The sequence below is a fragment of the Candidatus Dactylopiibacterium carminicum genome, assembly GCF_014736495.1.
In the GTDB taxonomy this organism is placed as follows: Bacteria; Pseudomonadota; Gammaproteobacteria; order Burkholderiales; family Rhodocyclaceae; genus Uliginosibacterium; species Uliginosibacterium carminicum.
The window spans coordinates 26,984-43,055 of the sequence record NZ_MDUX01000013.1 but is presented as its reverse complement, the minus strand read 5'-3'; the positions used below and the strand labels follow the sequence as shown (position 1 = coordinate 43,055).

The following is a 16,072-nucleotide window of genomic DNA, read 5'->3' as shown; positions in this document are numbered from 1 at the left end:
GCTCAGTCCGACGACTGCCTGCGCTCGATCAGCCGGCCGACCAGCAGCCCAACCTCGAAGAGCAGGCACATGGGAACTGCCAGCATGAACTGCGACGCCACATCGGGCGGAGTCACCACGGCAGCGACAACGAAGGCCCCTACGATCACATAGCGGCGTGCGGCGGCAAGCTTCCGTGTATCCACGACCCCCAGCAACACCAGCAGGACCACCACCACCGGCACCTCGAAAGCGGCGCCGAAGGCCAGGAACATGCCCATCACGAAACCCAGGTACTTGTCGATATCGGTCATCCACGCCACACCTTCCGGCGTGAAGCTGGTCATGACCTTGAACATGCCCGGAAAGAACACGAAATAGGCGAAACACATTCCGAGCACGAACAGCACACAACTGGAAACCAGCAATGGCAGCGCCAGCCGACGCTCATGGGCATACAGCCCTGGGGCGACGAACGCCCAAGCCTGATAAAGCACGAACGGCATGGCAATCAACAGCGAAACCCATGCCGTGACCTTCATGGGCACCAGGAAGACGCCGACCACATCGGTCGCGATCATCTGCCCGCCCTGCGGCAACACAGCCAGCAAGGGAGCAGCCAGCAGGGAATAGAGATCCTTGGCCCACCAGACCAGGCACAGAAATACCGCCAGCACGGCCAGCAAGGAATAGATCAGCCGATTGCGCAACTCGACCAGATGAGAGATGAAACTTTCTTGCTCCACGCGAACTACTCCTTGCGCAATTCGCCCGGGGCGGCAAAAAGATCGAGTTGCTTATCGTCGGACTCCGCCTGTACCTCATCCGGCGGAGTATCCGGCACGACAGGAACGTCCTGAACAGAGGTTTCCGCTATGACCTGAGGAGCTGCTTCATCGATACGGAGAGACTGCTGAATCTCCTGTTCAAGGGCGCGGGCTTCTGCCGCCACGGGAGTCACTTCCCTGCTCAGCTCGGCTTCGAAGGCGCTTGCCTGCTCCGTAAGCGAAGCCTGCAACTTGCGCGCGGAGGATTGCACGTCATCTACCAGCGTCTTCAGCTCGGCGGCTTCGATCTCGCGGTCGATATCGGCCTTCACGGCGCTCACATAGCGCCGCAACTTGCCCAGCCAATGGCCAGCGGTACGCGCCACGCGCGGCAGTTCCTCGGGGCCGAAAACCACCAGCGCGACGATTCCGATGACGAGGATCTCGGAGAAACCAATGTCAAACATGTCTTACCTGTCGGCTTGCTGCGAGCGCTCGAAAAAACAAAAATAAAGGGGCGCTGCATGCGCCCCCTTCAGGCACGAGTTCCGGTCAATCCTTCTTCTCGCGTGCCTCGCCTTCCACGGTATCGGAGGCGATCTGCTGTACGGGCTTCTCGTCGGCGCCTTCCTTCAGGCCTTGCTTGAAACCCTTCACGGCGCCGCCCAGATCCTCACCGATGTTGCGCAGCTTCTTGGTGCCAAACACCAGCAAAACGATCACCAGGACAATCAGCCAGTGCCAGATGCTAAACGAACCCATGTGTAATCTCCTCAGTGCTTCAGCATGGCTGGCAAGGGCTGCCCGCCCAAGATATGGAGGTGCAGATGATACACCTCCTGCCCACCATGCCGACCGGTGTTGATGATGGTACGGAAGCCCTCTTCAGCCCCATGTTCCCTGGCAATGCGAGGTGCCAGCTCCAGCATTCGGCCAAGCAGCGGAACGTCTTCCGCCGAGGCTTCCGCCAGTGTGGAGATATGTTTTTTCGGGATGATCAGGATGTGCACCGGCGCCTGCGGGTGGATATCCTTGAACGCCAAGAACTCTTCGTCTTCATAGACCTTGTTGCTGGGAAGATCTCCCCGCGCGATACGACAGAAGATGCAATCGCTCATGCTTGGCGTGCCTTTTTTTCTTCGATGCCCGAAACCCCTTCGCGACGTTCGAGTTCGCGCAGCACGTCCTCGGGCGAAAGTCCGAAATGCGTGAGCAGGATCATGCTGTGAAACCACAGATCCGCCACTTCGTATACCAGATGCTCGCCACCACCATCCTTGGCCGCCATGATGGTTTCGGCCGCTTCTTCGGCCACTTTCTTGCAAATGGCGTCCGTCCCCTTGGCATACAGCCCCGAGACATAGGAAGCGGTGGGAGCGGCCTGCTTGCGCTGGGCCAGCGTGGCCGCCAGACGCTGCAGGATATCGATCTGAGTCATGTCAATCCTGAAGGAGTCACTTGGGAGAGTAGATCTGGGCAGGGTCCTTGAGCACAGGCTCGACTTCCTCCCAGGTTCCCTCACCCAGCAGTTTATGGAAGAAGCAGCTGCGCCGACCAGTGTGACAGGCGATACCGCCCACCTGTTCCACACGCAGCAGGATCACATCGCCATCGCAATCCATGCGGATCTCGCGGACTTTCTGGATGTGCCCCGATTCCTCGCCCTTGTGCCAGAGTTTGCGCCGCGAGCGGGACCAGTACACCGCTTCCCCGCGCTCGGCGGTCAGCGCAAGCGCTTCGCGGTTCATCCAGGCGAACATCAGCACCTCGCCCGTATCGGCATCCTGGGCGATGGCAGGAAGCAATCCCTGCTCATCCCAGACCACTTCGTTCAACCAGCGTGTACCGGCATTCATCTCATCTACTCCAGGCAGCAGCCTCAGTGGCTCACAGGCGTACTTCAACCCCACGCGCGCGCATGTATTCTTTGGCTTCGCGCACGGTGAACTCGCCGTAGTGGAAGATGCTGGCAGCCAGCACTGCATCTGCACGGCCATCGATCACGCCATCGGTCAGATGCTGCAGATTACCAACTCCGCCACTGGCGATCACGGGAATGTTCACCGCATCGGAGATGGCACGCGTCAGCGCCAGATCGAAACCACTCTTGGTGCCATCGCGGTCCATGCTGGTGAGCAGTATCTCGCCAGCCCCCAGCGATTCCACCTTGCGTGCCCATTCGACGGCATCCAGCCCCGTCGGCTTGCGGCCACCGTGCGTGAAGACCCCCCATTGCCCCGGTGCAGTCTGCTTGGCATCGATGGCCACCACGATGAACTGGTTGCCGACCTTGGCAGAGGCTTCAGCCACCAGATCAGGGTTGACCACGGCCGCACTGTTCATGCTGACTTTGTCGGCACCGGCATTGAGCAAGCGCCGGACATCGGCCACGCTGCGCACACCGCCGCCAACCGTCAGGGGGATGAAGACCTGCTCGGCCACCCGCTCGACAATGTGCAGAATGATGTCGCGCTCGTCGGAACTGGCGGTGATGTCCAGAAAGGTCAGCTCGTCGGCGCCTTGCTCGTCATAACGACGGGCGATCTCGACCGGATCGCCAGCATCACGAAGCTCCAGGAAATTGACCCCCTTGACCACGCGTCCGGCAGTCACGTCCAGGCAAGGAATGATGCGTTTTGCCAACATCGCTCAGGCTGCCTCTCCGTTGAGCGCATCGGCCCGCGCCTGCGCAGCAGCGAAGTCCAGCGAACCTTCGTAGATGGCACGTCCAGTGATGGCACCGATCACGCCTTCGGATTCGACTTCGCACAGAGCGTCGATGTCTGTCAGATCGGTGATGCCGCCACTGGCGATCACCGGAATACGCAAGGACTGGGCGAGTTTCACTGTCGCTTCGATATTCACCCCGCTCAACATGCCGTCACGGCCGATATCGGTGTAGATCACGGACTCCACGCCGTAATCCTCGAATTTCTTCGCCAGATCGACCACATCATGCCCAGTCAGCTTGGACCAGCCATCCACGGCCACCTTGCCGTCCTTGGCATCCAGACCAACGATGATGCTGCCCGGGAAAGCGCTGCAGGCGTCATGCAGGAAGCCTGGATTCTTGACCGCCGCAGTACCGATGATGATGTAAGAGATCCCGGCATCCAGATAGCGTTCGATGGTATCCAGATCACGGATGCCACCGCCGAGCTGAACCGGAATCTCGGCACCGACCTCATCCAGGATGGCCCTGATGACGGCCTCGTTTTTCGGCTTGCCGGCAATGGCACCATTGAGGTCCACCAGATGCAGGCGGCGGGCGCCCTGGTCGAGCCAGTGGCGTGCCATGGCGCGGGGGTCTTCGGAAAACACGGTTGCATCGTCCATGTCGCCTTGGCGCAGACGTACGCAGTAGCCGTCCTTGAGATCGATCGCGGGAATGAGCAGCATGATGGATAGATTGAAGCGCTGATACAGGGAAATCGAGGATACGACCGGAGGCCGTGCGGAATTCTCGCTCAGGGCTGCCAGGTCACGAAATTGGACAGAAGCTGCAGCCCGGCGGCGGCGCTCTTCTCGGGGTGAAACTGGGCCGAAAAGATATTAGCTTGGGCTACTGCCGAGGTAAAGCGATGCCCGTACTCGGTCGTGGCAGCCGTCGCCGCCCCGTGCTCGGGCTGGCAGTAATAGCTATGCACGAAATAAAACCTAGCGTCCGGCGCAATTCCCTGCCAGAGAGGGTGTGTTGTGGTGGCGTGCACTTCATTCCAGCCCATGTGCGGCACCTTCAGGCGGGCGCCATCAGGACCGCTCATGCCGTCAGCAAACCGACGAACACGCCCCGAAATGAAGCCCAAACCGGGGGTATCGCCCTCTTCACTATGCTCGAAAAGCATCTGCATGCCTACGCATATACCCAGAAAAGGTTTGGACTGGGCTGCCTGCCGTACGGTTTCGCGCAGATCGCGCGCCAGAAATTCGCGCATGCAGTCATGCATGGCGCCCTGCCCCGGCACCACCACGCGGTCTGCGGCAGCGATCCTTCCGGCTTCAGCGGAGATTTCCACTCTGGCACCGGCAGGCGCTACCTTCTCGATGGCTTTGGCAACCGAACGCAGGTTACCCATGCCGTAATCGACAACGACAATCTTCATGTTTGAACCGGAGCAAATCGAAAAAGAGAGATGACGCGAAGGACGGAATCTCCGCCTCGAAATCAGAGGCAGCCTTTGGTGGAAGGCATCTGCCCCAGGGCACGCTCGTCGAATTCGACTGCGGCACGCAAAGCACGACCAAAAGCCTTGAACACGGTTTCGCACTGATGGTGAGCATTCTCGCCACGCAGATTGTCGATATGCAGCGTCACGCCGGCATGGTTCACGAAGCCTTGGAAGAATTCGCGCACAAGATCCACGTCGAAAGCACCGATCGTCGCCCGAGTGAAAGTCACGTCGAAGATCAATCCGGGGCGCCCGGAAAGATCAATCACCACTCGCGACAAGGCTTCATCCAGTGGCACATAAGCGTGACCATAGCGACGCACGCCCTTCTTGTCGCCCACCGCACGCGCAAATGCCTGTCCCAGGGTGATACCTATGTCTTCCACCGTATGGTGGGCATCGATATGCAGGTCACCCCTGGCTTTCACACTCAGATCGACCAGACCATGCCGTGCAATCTGATCCAGCATGTGATCCAGGAAGGGCACCCCGCTATCAAGCTGGGCGACCCCGCTGCCATCCAGATTCAAGCTGATGCTGATCTGGGTTTCCAAGGTGTTGCGAGAGATCTCGGCTTGCCGCATGACGGAACTCGGAAAATAAGTCGAAAAAGGAGAAAGCACCCACCAGAAGGCCGCGGCACGGCCCTATGATAGCATCCGCGAACAGCGCGGACGCCAGCCAATGAGCACGATGGCCGCATTTCCCGCACCTCATTTCCCGAGCAGAATACCGAGCATTACCATGAGCCGATACTGGAGCGACACGGTCCGTCGCCTGACCCCCTATGTACCAGGCGAGCAGCCCAAGCTCACCAACCTCGTCAAACTCAACACCAACGAGAACCCTTACGGCCCCTCGCCCAAGGCTCTCTCGGCGATCGCAGCAGAGGCCGGTGATTCGCTGCGCCTCTATCCCGATCCGAATGCGGATCGTTTCCGTGAAGCTGTGGCAGCCTTTCACGGGGTTCCCAGCCAGTGCATCTTCGTGGGCAACGGCTCCGATGAAGTCCTCGCCCACGCATTCCTTGCCCTGCTCCAGCATTCACGCCCCCTGCTGTTCCCGGACATCACCTACAGCTTCTATCCGGTCTACTGCGGTCTGTACGGAATCCAGTACGAGACGGTCGCGCTGAGCGAGGATTTCAGTATCCGCGTGGAAGACTACCTGCAGCGCGAAGCGGGCGGCATCATCCTGGCCAACCCGAACGCACCGACTTCCCGCCTGCTGGCGCTGGGCGAAGTTGAACGCCTGGTTGCCGCCAGGCAGGACCTAGTGGTGGTCGTCGACGAGGCCTACATCGATTTCGGCGGCGAGAGCGCCGTCGCATTGACACAACGCTACCCAAACCTGTTGGTGATCCAGACGCTGTCCAAGAGCCGTTCGTTGGCTGGTTTGCGTGCAGGATATGCCATTGGCAACCCTGCTCTCATCGAAGGTCTGGAACGCGTGAAGAACAGCTTCAATTCCTACCCGCTGGATCGGCTTGCTATCGTTGGCGCTAGCGCGGCCATGGCCGATGTCGACTGGTTCGAGGAAACACGCCGCAAAGTGATGGACAGCCGGGCATGGCTGACCCGGCAGATGCAGGCGCAGGGCTTCGAAGTTCTGCCCTCCGCGGCAAACTTCATATTCGCCTGCCATCCTGAACAGGATGCCGCCGAGCTCGCTGCAGCCCTGCGCACGCGCAGCATCATCGTGCGCCATTTCAAACTGCCGCGTATCGATCAGTACCTGCGCATCAGTATCGGCACCGACACGGAATGCCAATTGCTGGTCAAGGCGCTGACTGAAATCCTGGCGGCCTGAGCGTCGATCTACGCATCAATCCAGACCAATCCAGCCATCCGGCCGGATTGCGTGCCATCGCGACGCGCAGAGAAGAAGCGCCTGCTGTCTGAATAGGTGCATAGACCGCCACCGAAGATCTGACTGACGCCCGCAGCACGCAGGCGTTGGCGCGCCAGTAGGTACAGATCCGCATGCCACTTGCCAGGGCCGGTCGCCACGAATGCTTCGGCGGCCGCTGGCAAACGACCAACAAAAGCTTCTCGCACTTCGGTACCGACCTCGAATGCCGTCTGGCTGATTGCCGGCCCCAACCAGGCCATCACGCCCGTAGGCGCTGCCTGCAGCGCCGTCAGTGTGTTTTCCAGCACACCAGCGGCCAACCCGCGCCAACCCGCGTGTGCGGCACCCACCGCACGGCCATCGGCAGTACAGAACAGCACCGGCAGACAATCCGCGGTCATGACGGCACAGACCACTCCCGCCTGACGTGATATCGCGCCGTCGGCCCGCGCACCATTGGCAGCATGCGTAGCGTCTACCACCGTGGCTCCATGGACCTGCTCAAGCCAACAGGGGCCTGCTGGCAAATGGGCCTGCAGACGGGCCCGGTTCTGTTGCACCGATTGCGGATCATCACCCACATGCGTCGCCAGGTTCAGCGCGGCATACCTGCCCTGGCTGACGCCCCCGACACGCGTACTGAAGCAGGCTCGCACATGGCGCGGTGCCGGCCAATCAGGAAGAATCAATTCCAGAGACTCCGGCATGATCCGCACACTCAATGCTTCGGCTGAGAAGCATCACGCCAAGCACGTGCAGCCTCCGCAGCGTGATCAACGACCTGGGCACGAGCGGCCTCCGGCAAGGCTTCGCTCAATGAGGCGAAAAGGCCTTCCGTCAGATCGCGTGAAAGCCCTTCCACCGCCAGCCCATGCTGCAAGCAACGGATCTGGATGGAGGCCATGGCATCGGCGATCAAGCGCCAGCCAAGCTGCGGCATCGCCTGCACCAGGGCCAACAACATCCCTACCAGCAGACGCATGACAGGTTCTGCCTCTTCGCGCGAATTGCAGGAAATCAGTGCATGCCACAAGGACAGATGCAGTTCCCGGCGCAAGAGGATCTTGTAACTCAGGGCACTCGCCTCATCCTCGCGCAAACCATCCAGAAAACGCTGGCACAAGGCCTCGGCGGAAAGATCCAGGCCAGCGCGTAAATCCCCGATCAACATGGACACCCCCGCCAACTCAGTCGCGGTGAGCAACTGACTGTAGGCCAGCCCCCATTGATCCAGCCCTCCCAACAGCATGGCCATGCGCAACTGCGTCTGCTCACTGCTGCTCAACGCCGTCCATTCCCGCAGATGGCCCGCCAGGCGGTTGATCGCCTCTTCTCGCGGCAGGCCCTGAGAAGTTGCAAGGCGCAAGGCTACGCCAAAGGCTTCCTGCACAAGCCTTGCGGCCTGCTGCTGGACGTCCTCCGGTGCGAGTTCCGCAAGCGTATCTGTGGGCAGGTTGTGTGAAACGGATGTCTGCATAACGGTAGCCTGAAGGCACATTGGGTCTGGAAAAGGACGCCAATTCTGCAGCAAAGCGGCGCTCACCGCGACCTGTCCGTGCATGGCTTTGCCATACAGGAGCAAGGCTTCGTTGCCGCAGGCGCTCTGAGTACCGACCAACCACCGGAGTTCTGACGTGATCCGCCAGTTCCTTGCTGCAGTTCTGATCATCCTGCCGTTCGCATCGTCCGTCCCCACGTACGCACAGGATGCCAGCCAGCCAGCGCAGCAGGGGTTCCGCATCCTGCACATCATGAGTTTCAACTCACCCTATCGCTGGACGGACGCCCAGCTTGATGGTTTCAAAGCTGGCCTGGGCAGCGATGTGAAGGTCGAATACAAGATCTATCAGCTCGACACCAAGCGCAAGAGCTCACCCACGGAAATGGCACAGACCGCACGTGAAGGGCGCGAACTGGTCGAGCGCTGGCATCCCGATCTGGTATTCACCTCGGATGACGACGCCCTTGAGATGGTGGCCCGACACTTCTACAACACCCGCATTCCATTCGTCTTCAGCGGAGTGAACAAGACTGCAAGTGCCCATGGCCTGGACAACGTGCAGAACGTTACCGGGGTCCTGGAACGGGAACACATCCTGGAAACCATTCGGCTTCTGCAAGCACTGAAACCAGGCGTCAAACGCATCCAGGTCATCTCGGACAATGCCGCTTACTGGCCTCAGGTCATCGGCCGCATCCGCATACTTTTCCGCGAGCATCCGGACCTGGAACTGGCGGGCGTTGCCCAACCCATCACTTTCGCGGAATTCCAGCACATCGCCCTGGAGAACCCCAATCAGGCGGATGCCAACCTCATGCTGGGGAATTTCAATTTCAAGGATGAAAAAGGCGCTGATGTTCCCTATCCGGTGCTGCAGCGCTGGTACGTCGAGAATGCCCGCTTGCCTGATGTTTCCTTTTGGGAAGACCGCATGTATCACGGCACGCTCGCTGGCGTGGTGGTCTCCGGGCATGAGCAGGGGCTGGCTGCCGGCAAGCTGGCACGCGCACGCCAACTCGGTATCACGCCCCGCTCGACCGTGCTGCTGTCAGCCACGGTGGTCACGAATTTCGAATGGGCCAAATAGATCATGAAGTTCGGCCTGCGCAGCAAGATCATCCTGAGCGCAGCGCTCATGACATTCGCCACCACGGCCTCCATCGCGATCACGGCGACCTGGCTCTATGTCTCTCATCACGTGGAAACCCTGCAGTCCCGCTCCAGCGCGGTGGCGCGCAGCCTGGCAATCCAGCTTGAGCGACTGGCGGGGCTCGGTATTGCTGTCGGCGACATCGTCGGCTTCGAAGAGCAATGCCAGGAAGCGGTGCGTGCCTATCCTGGCGTGGCTTTCGCACAGATCGTCGGCCTGGACGGTATCGTCCTGTTCGATAACCGGCCCGGCCATACCGGCACCCGGCTGCAGACCCCTTTGCTCGGAGAGAGCCTGCAAATCGGAGAGCTGGTCGCACAGCGACCGGAGGACGGCCACTATCTCGTACTGATGCCGGTCTATGATCCCGCCGGCAGTCGGGTGGCCACCAGTGTCGTCGGTTTTCCAAGTTCACTGGTCGAAGCAACGATATCGCACACGATGGCGCTGGGAGGCTCTGTCGGCCTGCTTGTCGCTGGTTTCAGCCTGCTTCTGCTCTACAAACTGCTGCAGCATTTCGTGATCAAACCGATCGATGCGCTGGTCGCAGCCATGTCCCATGTGCGGGACAATCCAGGGGATTATTCCGTCCGCGTACCTGAACAGCGCGAAGACGAATTCGGGGTACTGGTCAATGGATTCAATCAGCTGCTACGCAATATCGAGGAGCGCGAAAAGGAGCTGATCCTGGCGCGGGATGCTTCCGACAAGGCCAACCGCATGAAGTCCGATTTCCTGGCGGCCATGAGTCATGATCTTCGCACGCCGATGCACGCTATCCTGAGCATGAACGAGCTGCTCCAGGGCACCCATCTGACAGACAAACAACGCCGTTATGCGTTCAATGTCCAGAAAGCTGGCCAGTGGCTGTTGGGGATCATCAACGACATTCTCGCCTTCGCGAAAATCGAAGCCGGCAAACTGGAACTGATGTCCTCTCCCTTCGATCTGCACCAACTGGTCGAAGACACCGTCACGCTGCAAGAAGATTTTGCTCGCAGCAAGAATCTGGGACTGAGCTTCAGGATCGCCCCGGACCTCTCCGCGCAAATGCTGGGTGACGGCCCACGTCTGATGCAGATGCTGACAAACCTCATCAGCAATGCGATCAAATTCACCGACGCTGGCAACATCCATCTGGACGTCATGCAAGCCAACAACTGCGTCGCCTTTTCCGTGACCGATACCGGAATCGGCATCGATGCCGACAAGGTGGCCCAGCTGTTCGAACCTTTCGTTCAGGTCGCCACGCCAGACAGTCATCGTCGTTCGGGCAGCGGCCTCGGACTTTCCATCGTCAAGCAGCTCGCCGAAGCCATGGGAGGTGAAGTCGGCGTCGACTCCGCCCCTGGCAACGGCGCGACATTCTGGTTCACCGCCAGACTAGAAGCGATTGACGAAAACGTCCCGCTGACAAGTAACGCCAAGGGCTGAGGCAAAGAACCTCTTCTCAACCCTTGCGTGCCAAACCGATAGCGCCCACGACGATCAGGGCCAGCGGCCACCAAGTCTGCAACAACTGCCCGATCTGCGCGAAACGCAGAAACCCCAGGTTATGCAGCAGAAAGAAGATCCCCACCAGGATCAACACGAGTGAGCCGGTCTTCGACATCGAAGTCTCTCCTTCTGTCTTGAGGGTTGTCAGCCGAGCCAGACACGCGCGTTGCGGAACATACGCATCCATGGCGAGTCCTCACCCAGCGTCGCCGGCGCCCAACTCATCTGCACCGTGCGGCGGCAGCGTTCGGGGTGCGGCATCATGATGGTGAAGCGCCCATCCGCCGTGGTGAGACCCGTGATGCCGGCTGGAGAACCGTTCGGGTTGGCCGGGTAACTATTTGCCACCTCGCCGTTGTTGGTGATGAAACGCATCGCCTGCAGAACTTCAGCCTGATTGCCATACTGGCTGAAATCCGCCCGGCCTTCGCCGTGGCTGACCACGATCGGCATGCGGCTACCGGCCATGCCGGCGAGCAGGATGGAGGGCGATTCCAGCACTTCCACCATGGCCGTACGCGCCTCGAACTGCTCGCTGCGGTTGCGCGCAAAACGCGGCCAGGCATCCGCGCCCGGAATGATCCCGGCGAGGTTGCTCATCATCTGGCATCCGTTGCACACGCCCAGCGCGAAAGTATTTTTGCGCTGGAAGAAGGCCGAGAACTGCTCGCGCAACTGGTCGTTGAAGAGGATGGACTTGGCCCAGCCCTGCCCCGCGCCGAGCACGTCGCCGTAGGAGAAACCGCCGCAGGCGGCCAGACCGTGGAAATCCGCGAGATTGACACGGCCGGCCATTAGATCCGACATGTGCACGTCGAAGGCTGCGAAGCCGGCTGCCTCGAAGGCCGAGGCCATCTCGTTCTGTGAGTTTACGCCCTGCTCGCGCAGGATGACGATCTTCGGGCGTATGCCCTTGGCAATGTAGGACGCGGCCACGTTTTCGGCGGCATCGAAACTCAGCGCCACGGAGAGTCCCGGATCGGCCCTGTCGGCCAGCGCCGCGAATTCCTGATCGACGCTCTCGGCATCGTCGCGGAGGCGGGCGATCTCGTGGCTGACCTCAGACCAAGCCTGCAGCAGCTCGAACACATCGGCCTCGAACACCATCTTGGCGTTGCGGCGGATGCGCAGTTCGCGCTTGTCGTTGGGGAAACCGATGAAATGACTGCAGGCGCCGAGACCCGCATCCGACAGGGTCTTCAGCACCTGATTGCGATCCGCGCGACGGATCTGCACCACGCCCCCCAGCTCTTCGGCGAACAACGCGCCGAAGATACGGTCGTTGAAACGGCCGCGGAGCATGTCCGGACGTTTTTCGCTGCCATCCACATCGGAAAGCATTTCGTCATAACAGACCGAATCCAGCTCGATGGAAAGGCCACAGCGCGAGGCGAAAGCCATTTCGGCTAGAGTCGCGAAGAGGCCGCCGTCCGAGCGATCGTGATAGGCCAACAGCAGGCCGTCGCGCTTCAGGGCGGTCACGCCCGTGAAGAAGGCCTTGAGCGTCTCGGCATCCACGTCCGGTGCATGCTCGCCAACCGAGTTGTAGGCCTGGGCCAGCACCGAACCTCCGAGGCGATGATGCTGCTTGCCCAGATCGATCAGTACCAGCTGGGTTTCCACGCCTGCTTCGAGCTGCAACTGCGGCGTGAGGGTCTTGCGGATGTCCTGCACCGGCGCGAAGGCGGTAGCAATCAGCGATAGCGGCGAGGTCACGGATTTCGCCTCTTCGCCTTCCTTCCAGGTGGTGCGCATCGACAGCGAATCCTTGCCGACCGGGATCGACAGGTCCGCGCCGATACAGAATTCGGACACGGCCTTGACGCCCTCGAACAGACGCGCATCTTCGCCGCGCTGGCCACAGGCGGCCATCCAGTTGGCGGAGAGCTTGATGTCACCGATCTCGGCCACGTCGGCAGCGAGCAGGTTGGTCACCGCCTCGCCGATGGCCATACGGCAGGAAGCAGCCGGGCTCACGCAAGCCAGCGGAGTGCGCTCTCCCATGGCGAAGGCGTCTCCCTTGTAGCCGTGGAAGCTCATCGCCGTCACGGCCACGTCGGCCACCGGAGTCTGCCAGGGGCCGACCATCTGGTCGCGCGCGGTCAGCCCCCCCACCGAGCGGTCGCCGATGGTGATGAGGAAGTTCTTGGAAGCCACGGCCGGCATGCGCAGCACGCGCAGCGCGGCGTCCTTCACGTCGATGTCGGCTACTTCGAAAGGTGGCAGATGGATCGCGCGGGAGGCCACATCGCGCAACATCTTCGGCGGTTTGCCGAGCAGCACCTGCATGTCCATGTCGACCGCGTTGTTGCCGAAGTGCGCGTCACTCACGATCAGACGACCATCGGTCGAGGCCGTACCCAACACCGCGAAGGGGCAGCGCTCACGCACGCAGAAGGCTTCGAAGACCGGCAACGACTCGGGCGCAACGGCCAGCACGTAGCGCTCCTGAGACTCATTGGACCAGATCTCTCGCGGGCTCATGCCCGGCTCCTCGATCTGCACGTTGCGCAGCTCGAAATGCGCGCCGAGGCTGGCGTGGTCGGCCAGCTCGGGCATGGCATTCGACAGGCCGCCAGCGCCCACATCGTGGATCGCCAGGATCGGGTTCTTGTCGCCGAGCTGCCAGCAGGCGTCGATGACTTCCTGCGCGCGGCGTTCGATTTCCGGGTTGCCGCGCTGCACCGAGGCGAAGTCCAGATCGGCGGTGTTGGTACCGGTGGTCATCGAGGAAGCCGCACCGCCGCCCAGGCCGATCAGCATGCCCGGCCCGCCGAGCTGGATCAGCAAGGTGCCGGGTTCGAAGTGGGCTTTGAAGGACTGCTGATCCTGGATCATGCCCAAACCGCCGGCGATCATGATCGGCTTGTGATAGCCACGTACCTCGCCTTCGACTTCCTGCTCGAAGGTGCGGAAGTAACCGGCCAGGTTCGGACGGCCGAATTCGTTATTGAAGGCAGCCGCACCGAGCGGGCCTTCGATCATGATGTCCAGCGCGGAAGCGATGCGCTCGGGTTTGCCATAGGCCTTCTCCCAAGGCTGCACGGCCCCCGGGATGTTCAGGTTGGACACCGAGAAGCCAGCCAGGCCAGCCTTCGGACGCGAGCCGCGGCCGGTCGCGCCTTCGTCACGGATCTCGCCGCCAGCGCCGGTCGAAGCGCCCGGAAAAGGAGAAATCGCCGTCGGATGGTTGTGGGTTTCCACCTTGGCGAGAATGTGGGTCAGCTCCTGGCGGTACTTCCACTCGCCCTGCGAATCCGGGTAGAAACGGTCGATCTCGAAACCCTCGATCACAGAGGCATTGTCCGAGTAGGCCACCACGGTGCCTTCGGGGTGGGCTCTGTGGGTGTCCTTGATCATGCCGAACAGCGACTTCTCTTCCTTGCGGCCGTCGATGATCCAGTCAGCATTGAAGATCTTGTGGCGGCAGTGCTCCGAATTCGCCTGCGCGAACATCATCAGCTCCACATCCGTCGGATTGCGCTGCATCTTGATGAAGTTGTCGACGAGGTAGTCGATCTCGTCGTCCGACAGCGCGAGGCCCAGCTCGACGTTGGCGGCTTCCAGCGCGGAGCGACCGCCGGTGAGGATATCGACCGAAGTCAGCGGCTGCGGTGCGTAGTGGGCGAAAAGGCCTGCGGCGGCGTCCACGGAATCCAGTACCGACTCGGTCATGCGGTCGTGCAGCAAGGGCAGCACTGCATCCCGCTCGAACTTGCCGTCCAGGACGAACTGGATGCCGCGCTCGATGCGAACCACCTTGGTAAAGCCGCAGTTGTGGGCGATGTCGGTAGCTTTCGAGGACCACGGCGAGATCGTGCCCAGACGCGGGGTCACCAGCAGGGAGGCGCCGGCAGGCCGCGTGGCACTGGTCGGGCGGGCATCGAGCAGATCGACCAGACGCTCCGACTCCTGCGCGGAAAGAGCCTCCTTCAGCTCCACGAAATACCAGAACTCGGCAGACAGGCCGCGCAGCTTCACGCCGGCGCCAGTCAGTGATTCGGAAAGACGGGACAGGCGCGTGGCCGAAAAGGCCGGTGCGCCGCGAAGACTGAGGATGTCGGACATGGAGCGGTACTCGGGGATTGAATCCGGCACAGGCCGGTGTTGGCAGGCTCCCGGCTCGACAGACAGATATCGAGCCGCCCCAAAGGGGCCGGGAAGATCCGGCGGCAAGCCCAAGACCTCCCCTCAAGGGAGGGCGGATTATAGCGGAAGCGCCCTTCCAAAACCGGACCAGAATGCCGTAAGGTCTGACACACCCATAAAACAGAGAGCCTCGAAATGACACGAAAAATCGAGAAAACGGATGCCGAATGGCGTGAGCAATTGAGCCCGGAAGAATTCCGGATCACGCGCCAGGCTGGCACGGAACATCCGTTCACCGGCAGGTACTGGAACGAATGGTCTGCGGGCGACTATCGCTGCCGCTGCTGCGGCGTAGAGCTGTTCGATTCGACCAGCAAGTTCGACGCAGGCTGTGGCTGGCCAAGCTTTCACTCCACGGCGGAACCTGAAAACGTAGAGCAGCGTGAAGATTTCTCTCACGGTATGTACCGCATCGAAGTCGTATGCCGCCAGTGCGGCGCACACCTGGGCCACGTCTTCGACGATGGCCCGGCGCCAACAGGGCTACGTTATTGCATCAATTCAGCCTCCGTCCTGCTGGAGCCAGTGAAGCCTGACGAATGATCAGCGCCGGAACTGATACTTGACCTGCACAACCACTGCGCCATCTACATAAGGTTTGATCGTAGGCACCACATAAGCCTGCAACGCCAGGCGCTCTCCGCGCCATTCCAGCGTGGGCATCAAGGTGCCGATGACGGGGGACTTGTGATATCCCGTCATCAGGCCGCCGGAAAGGCCGGCACGGATACCGCTATCCCACGCCCAGGGATACCAGTTGGCCAGGCCATAAAAAGTGGCCCGCCGGATGCTGTTCTTATAGACGCCGACCGACCAGGAGATATCCTCGCTCCAGTCGCGCTCATACCCCAGACCGTAATTGAATTCGTTATGCCCGAGATCGCGCTCGAAATGTAGCGAACCACCGCCGAAAGACAACAGCTCGGCAGCCTGCACTCCACTCACCAAGCCCGCACAGAGCGCGAACACTCCCCAGACGCGTGTTTTCATCCAACCTCCCTCCAGTTCG

General features: G+C 60.9%; 19 protein-coding genes. 4 read left to right on the top strand and 15 right to left on the bottom strand.

Going from position 1 to position 16,072, the window contains the following annotated elements; translation table 11 throughout:
* Nucleotides 1-2: 2 nt before the first annotated feature.
* From tatC to hisB, 10 genes are all read right to left on the bottom strand, one after another.
* Nucleotides 3-725, bottom strand: coding sequence for a twin-arginine translocase subunit TatC (gene tatC, locus BGI27_RS05885; protein ID WP_095523966.1), 723 nt, complete (start codon nt 723-725; stop codon nt 3-5).
* A gap of 5 nt (nt 726-730) precedes the next feature.
* A complete protein-coding gene (tatB, locus tag BGI27_RS05880; RefSeq protein ID WP_095523965.1) occupies nt 731-1,213 on the bottom strand; it encodes a Sec-independent protein translocase protein TatB in 483 nt (160 codons plus the stop codon).
* 85 nt (nt 1,214-1,298) lie between these two features.
* The gene (gene tatA / locus BGI27_RS05875) at nt 1,299-1,508 is read right to left on the bottom strand and encodes a Sec-independent protein translocase subunit TatA (protein WP_095523964.1); all 210 of its coding nucleotides are present in this window, start codon (nt 1,506-1,508) and stop codon (nt 1,299-1,301) included.
* An 11-nt stretch (nt 1,509-1,519) separates the two neighbouring features.
* Nucleotides 1,520-1,864, bottom strand: coding sequence for a histidine triad nucleotide-binding protein (locus BGI27_RS05870; protein ID WP_095523963.1), 345 nt, complete (start codon nt 1,862-1,864; stop codon nt 1,520-1,522).
* Nucleotides 1,861-2,184 (bottom strand): phosphoribosyl-ATP diphosphatase, encoded by a 324-nt coding sequence (locus BGI27_RS05865; RefSeq protein WP_095523962.1) that lies wholly within the window; start codon nt 2,182-2,184, stop codon nt 1,861-1,863. Before BGI27_RS05865 ends, BGI27_RS05870 begins: the two co-directional genes overlap by 4 nt.
* A 16-nt stretch (nt 2,185-2,200) precedes the next feature.
* Nucleotides 2,201-2,602: a phosphoribosyl-AMP cyclohydrolase gene (hisI, locus tag BGI27_RS05860; RefSeq protein ID WP_095523961.1), complete on the bottom strand. Its 402-nt coding sequence runs from the start codon at nt 2,600-2,602 to the stop codon at nt 2,201-2,203.
* Nucleotides 2,603-2,633: 31 nt separating this feature from the next.
* Nucleotides 2,634-3,392: an imidazole glycerol phosphate synthase subunit HisF gene (gene hisF, locus BGI27_RS05855; RefSeq protein ID WP_095523960.1), complete on the bottom strand. Its 759-nt coding sequence runs from the start codon at nt 3,390-3,392 to the stop codon at nt 2,634-2,636.
* 3 nt (nt 3,393-3,395) lie between these two features.
* The gene (gene hisA / locus BGI27_RS05850) at nt 3,396-4,145 is read right to left on the bottom strand and encodes a 1-(5-phosphoribosyl)-5-[(5-phosphoribosylamino)methylideneamino]imidazole-4-carboxamide isomerase (protein ID WP_095523959.1); all 750 of its coding nucleotides are present in this window, start codon (nt 4,143-4,145) and stop codon (nt 3,396-3,398) included.
* 68 nt (nt 4,146-4,213) lie between these two features.
* The gene (gene hisH / locus BGI27_RS05845; RefSeq protein ID WP_095523958.1) at nt 4,214-4,849 is read right to left on the bottom strand and encodes an imidazole glycerol phosphate synthase subunit HisH; all 636 of its coding nucleotides are present in this window, start codon (nt 4,847-4,849) and stop codon (nt 4,214-4,216) included.
* A 62-nt stretch (nt 4,850-4,911) separates the two neighbouring features.
* Complete coding sequence (gene hisB / locus BGI27_RS05840; protein WP_095523957.1) at nt 4,912-5,499, bottom strand: imidazoleglycerol-phosphate dehydratase HisB; 588 nt, start codon at nt 5,497-5,499, stop codon at nt 4,912-4,914.
* 160 nt (nt 5,500-5,659) lie between these two features.
* Here hisB and hisC point away from each other — a divergent pair, with 160 nt between their 5' ends.
* Nucleotides 5,660-6,724 (top strand): histidinol-phosphate transaminase, encoded by a 1,065-nt coding sequence (gene hisC / locus BGI27_RS05835; protein ID WP_095523956.1) that lies wholly within the window; start codon nt 5,660-5,662, stop codon nt 6,722-6,724.
* Between the two features lie 8 nt (nt 6,725-6,732).
* On the opposite strand, the gene pgeF is transcribed toward hisC, so the two are convergent.
* Nucleotides 6,733-7,473, bottom strand: coding sequence for a peptidoglycan editing factor PgeF (gene pgeF, locus BGI27_RS05830; protein WP_095523994.1), 741 nt, complete (start codon nt 7,471-7,473; stop codon nt 6,733-6,735).
* Between the two features lie 11 nt (nt 7,474-7,484).
* Nucleotides 7,485-8,243 carry a hypothetical protein gene (locus tag BGI27_RS05825; RefSeq protein ID WP_095529670.1) on the bottom strand — a complete coding sequence of 253 codons (759 nt, stop codon included), beginning with the start codon at nt 8,241-8,243 and terminating at the stop codon, nt 7,485-7,487.
* 157 nt (nt 8,244-8,400) lie between these two features.
* Here BGI27_RS05825 and BGI27_RS05820 point away from each other — a divergent pair, with 157 nt between their 5' ends.
* Together BGI27_RS05820 and BGI27_RS05815 are read left to right on the top strand one after the other, a co-directional pair.
* Entirely contained in the window at nt 8,401-9,354 is a 954-nt protein-coding gene (locus BGI27_RS05820; RefSeq protein ID WP_095523954.1) for an ABC transporter substrate-binding protein, read from the top strand.
* Nucleotides 9,355-9,357: 3 nt separating this feature from the next.
* Nucleotides 9,358-10,851, top strand: coding sequence for a sensor histidine kinase (locus tag BGI27_RS05815; RefSeq protein WP_095523953.1), 1,494 nt, complete (start codon nt 9,358-9,360; stop codon nt 10,849-10,851).
* 16 nt (nt 10,852-10,867) lie between these two features.
* Here BGI27_RS05815 and BGI27_RS05810 read toward each other — a convergent pair whose 3' ends face one another.
* Both BGI27_RS05810 and purL read right to left on the bottom strand, forming a co-directional pair.
* On the bottom strand, nt 10,868-11,029 hold the full coding sequence (locus tag BGI27_RS05810) for a LiaI-LiaF-like domain-containing protein (protein WP_095523952.1): 162 nt from the start codon (nt 11,027-11,029) through the stop codon (nt 10,868-10,870).
* A 29-nt stretch (nt 11,030-11,058) separates the two neighbouring features.
* A complete protein-coding gene (gene purL, locus BGI27_RS05805; RefSeq protein ID WP_095523951.1) occupies nt 11,059-14,982 on the bottom strand; it encodes a phosphoribosylformylglycinamidine synthase in 3,924 nt (1,307 codons plus the stop codon).
* Nucleotides 14,983-15,198: 216 nt separating this feature from the next.
* Here purL and msrB point away from each other — a divergent pair, with 216 nt between their 5' ends.
* Nucleotides 15,199-15,606: a peptide-methionine (R)-S-oxide reductase MsrB gene (msrB, locus tag BGI27_RS05800; protein WP_095523950.1), complete on the top strand. Its 408-nt coding sequence runs from the start codon at nt 15,199-15,201 to the stop codon at nt 15,604-15,606.
* Here msrB and BGI27_RS05795 read toward each other — a convergent pair whose 3' ends face one another.
* On the bottom strand, nt 15,607-16,053 hold the full coding sequence (locus tag BGI27_RS05795; RefSeq protein WP_095523949.1) for a hypothetical protein: 447 nt from the start codon (nt 16,051-16,053) through the stop codon (nt 15,607-15,609).
* Nucleotides 16,054-16,072: the final 19 nt, after the last annotated feature.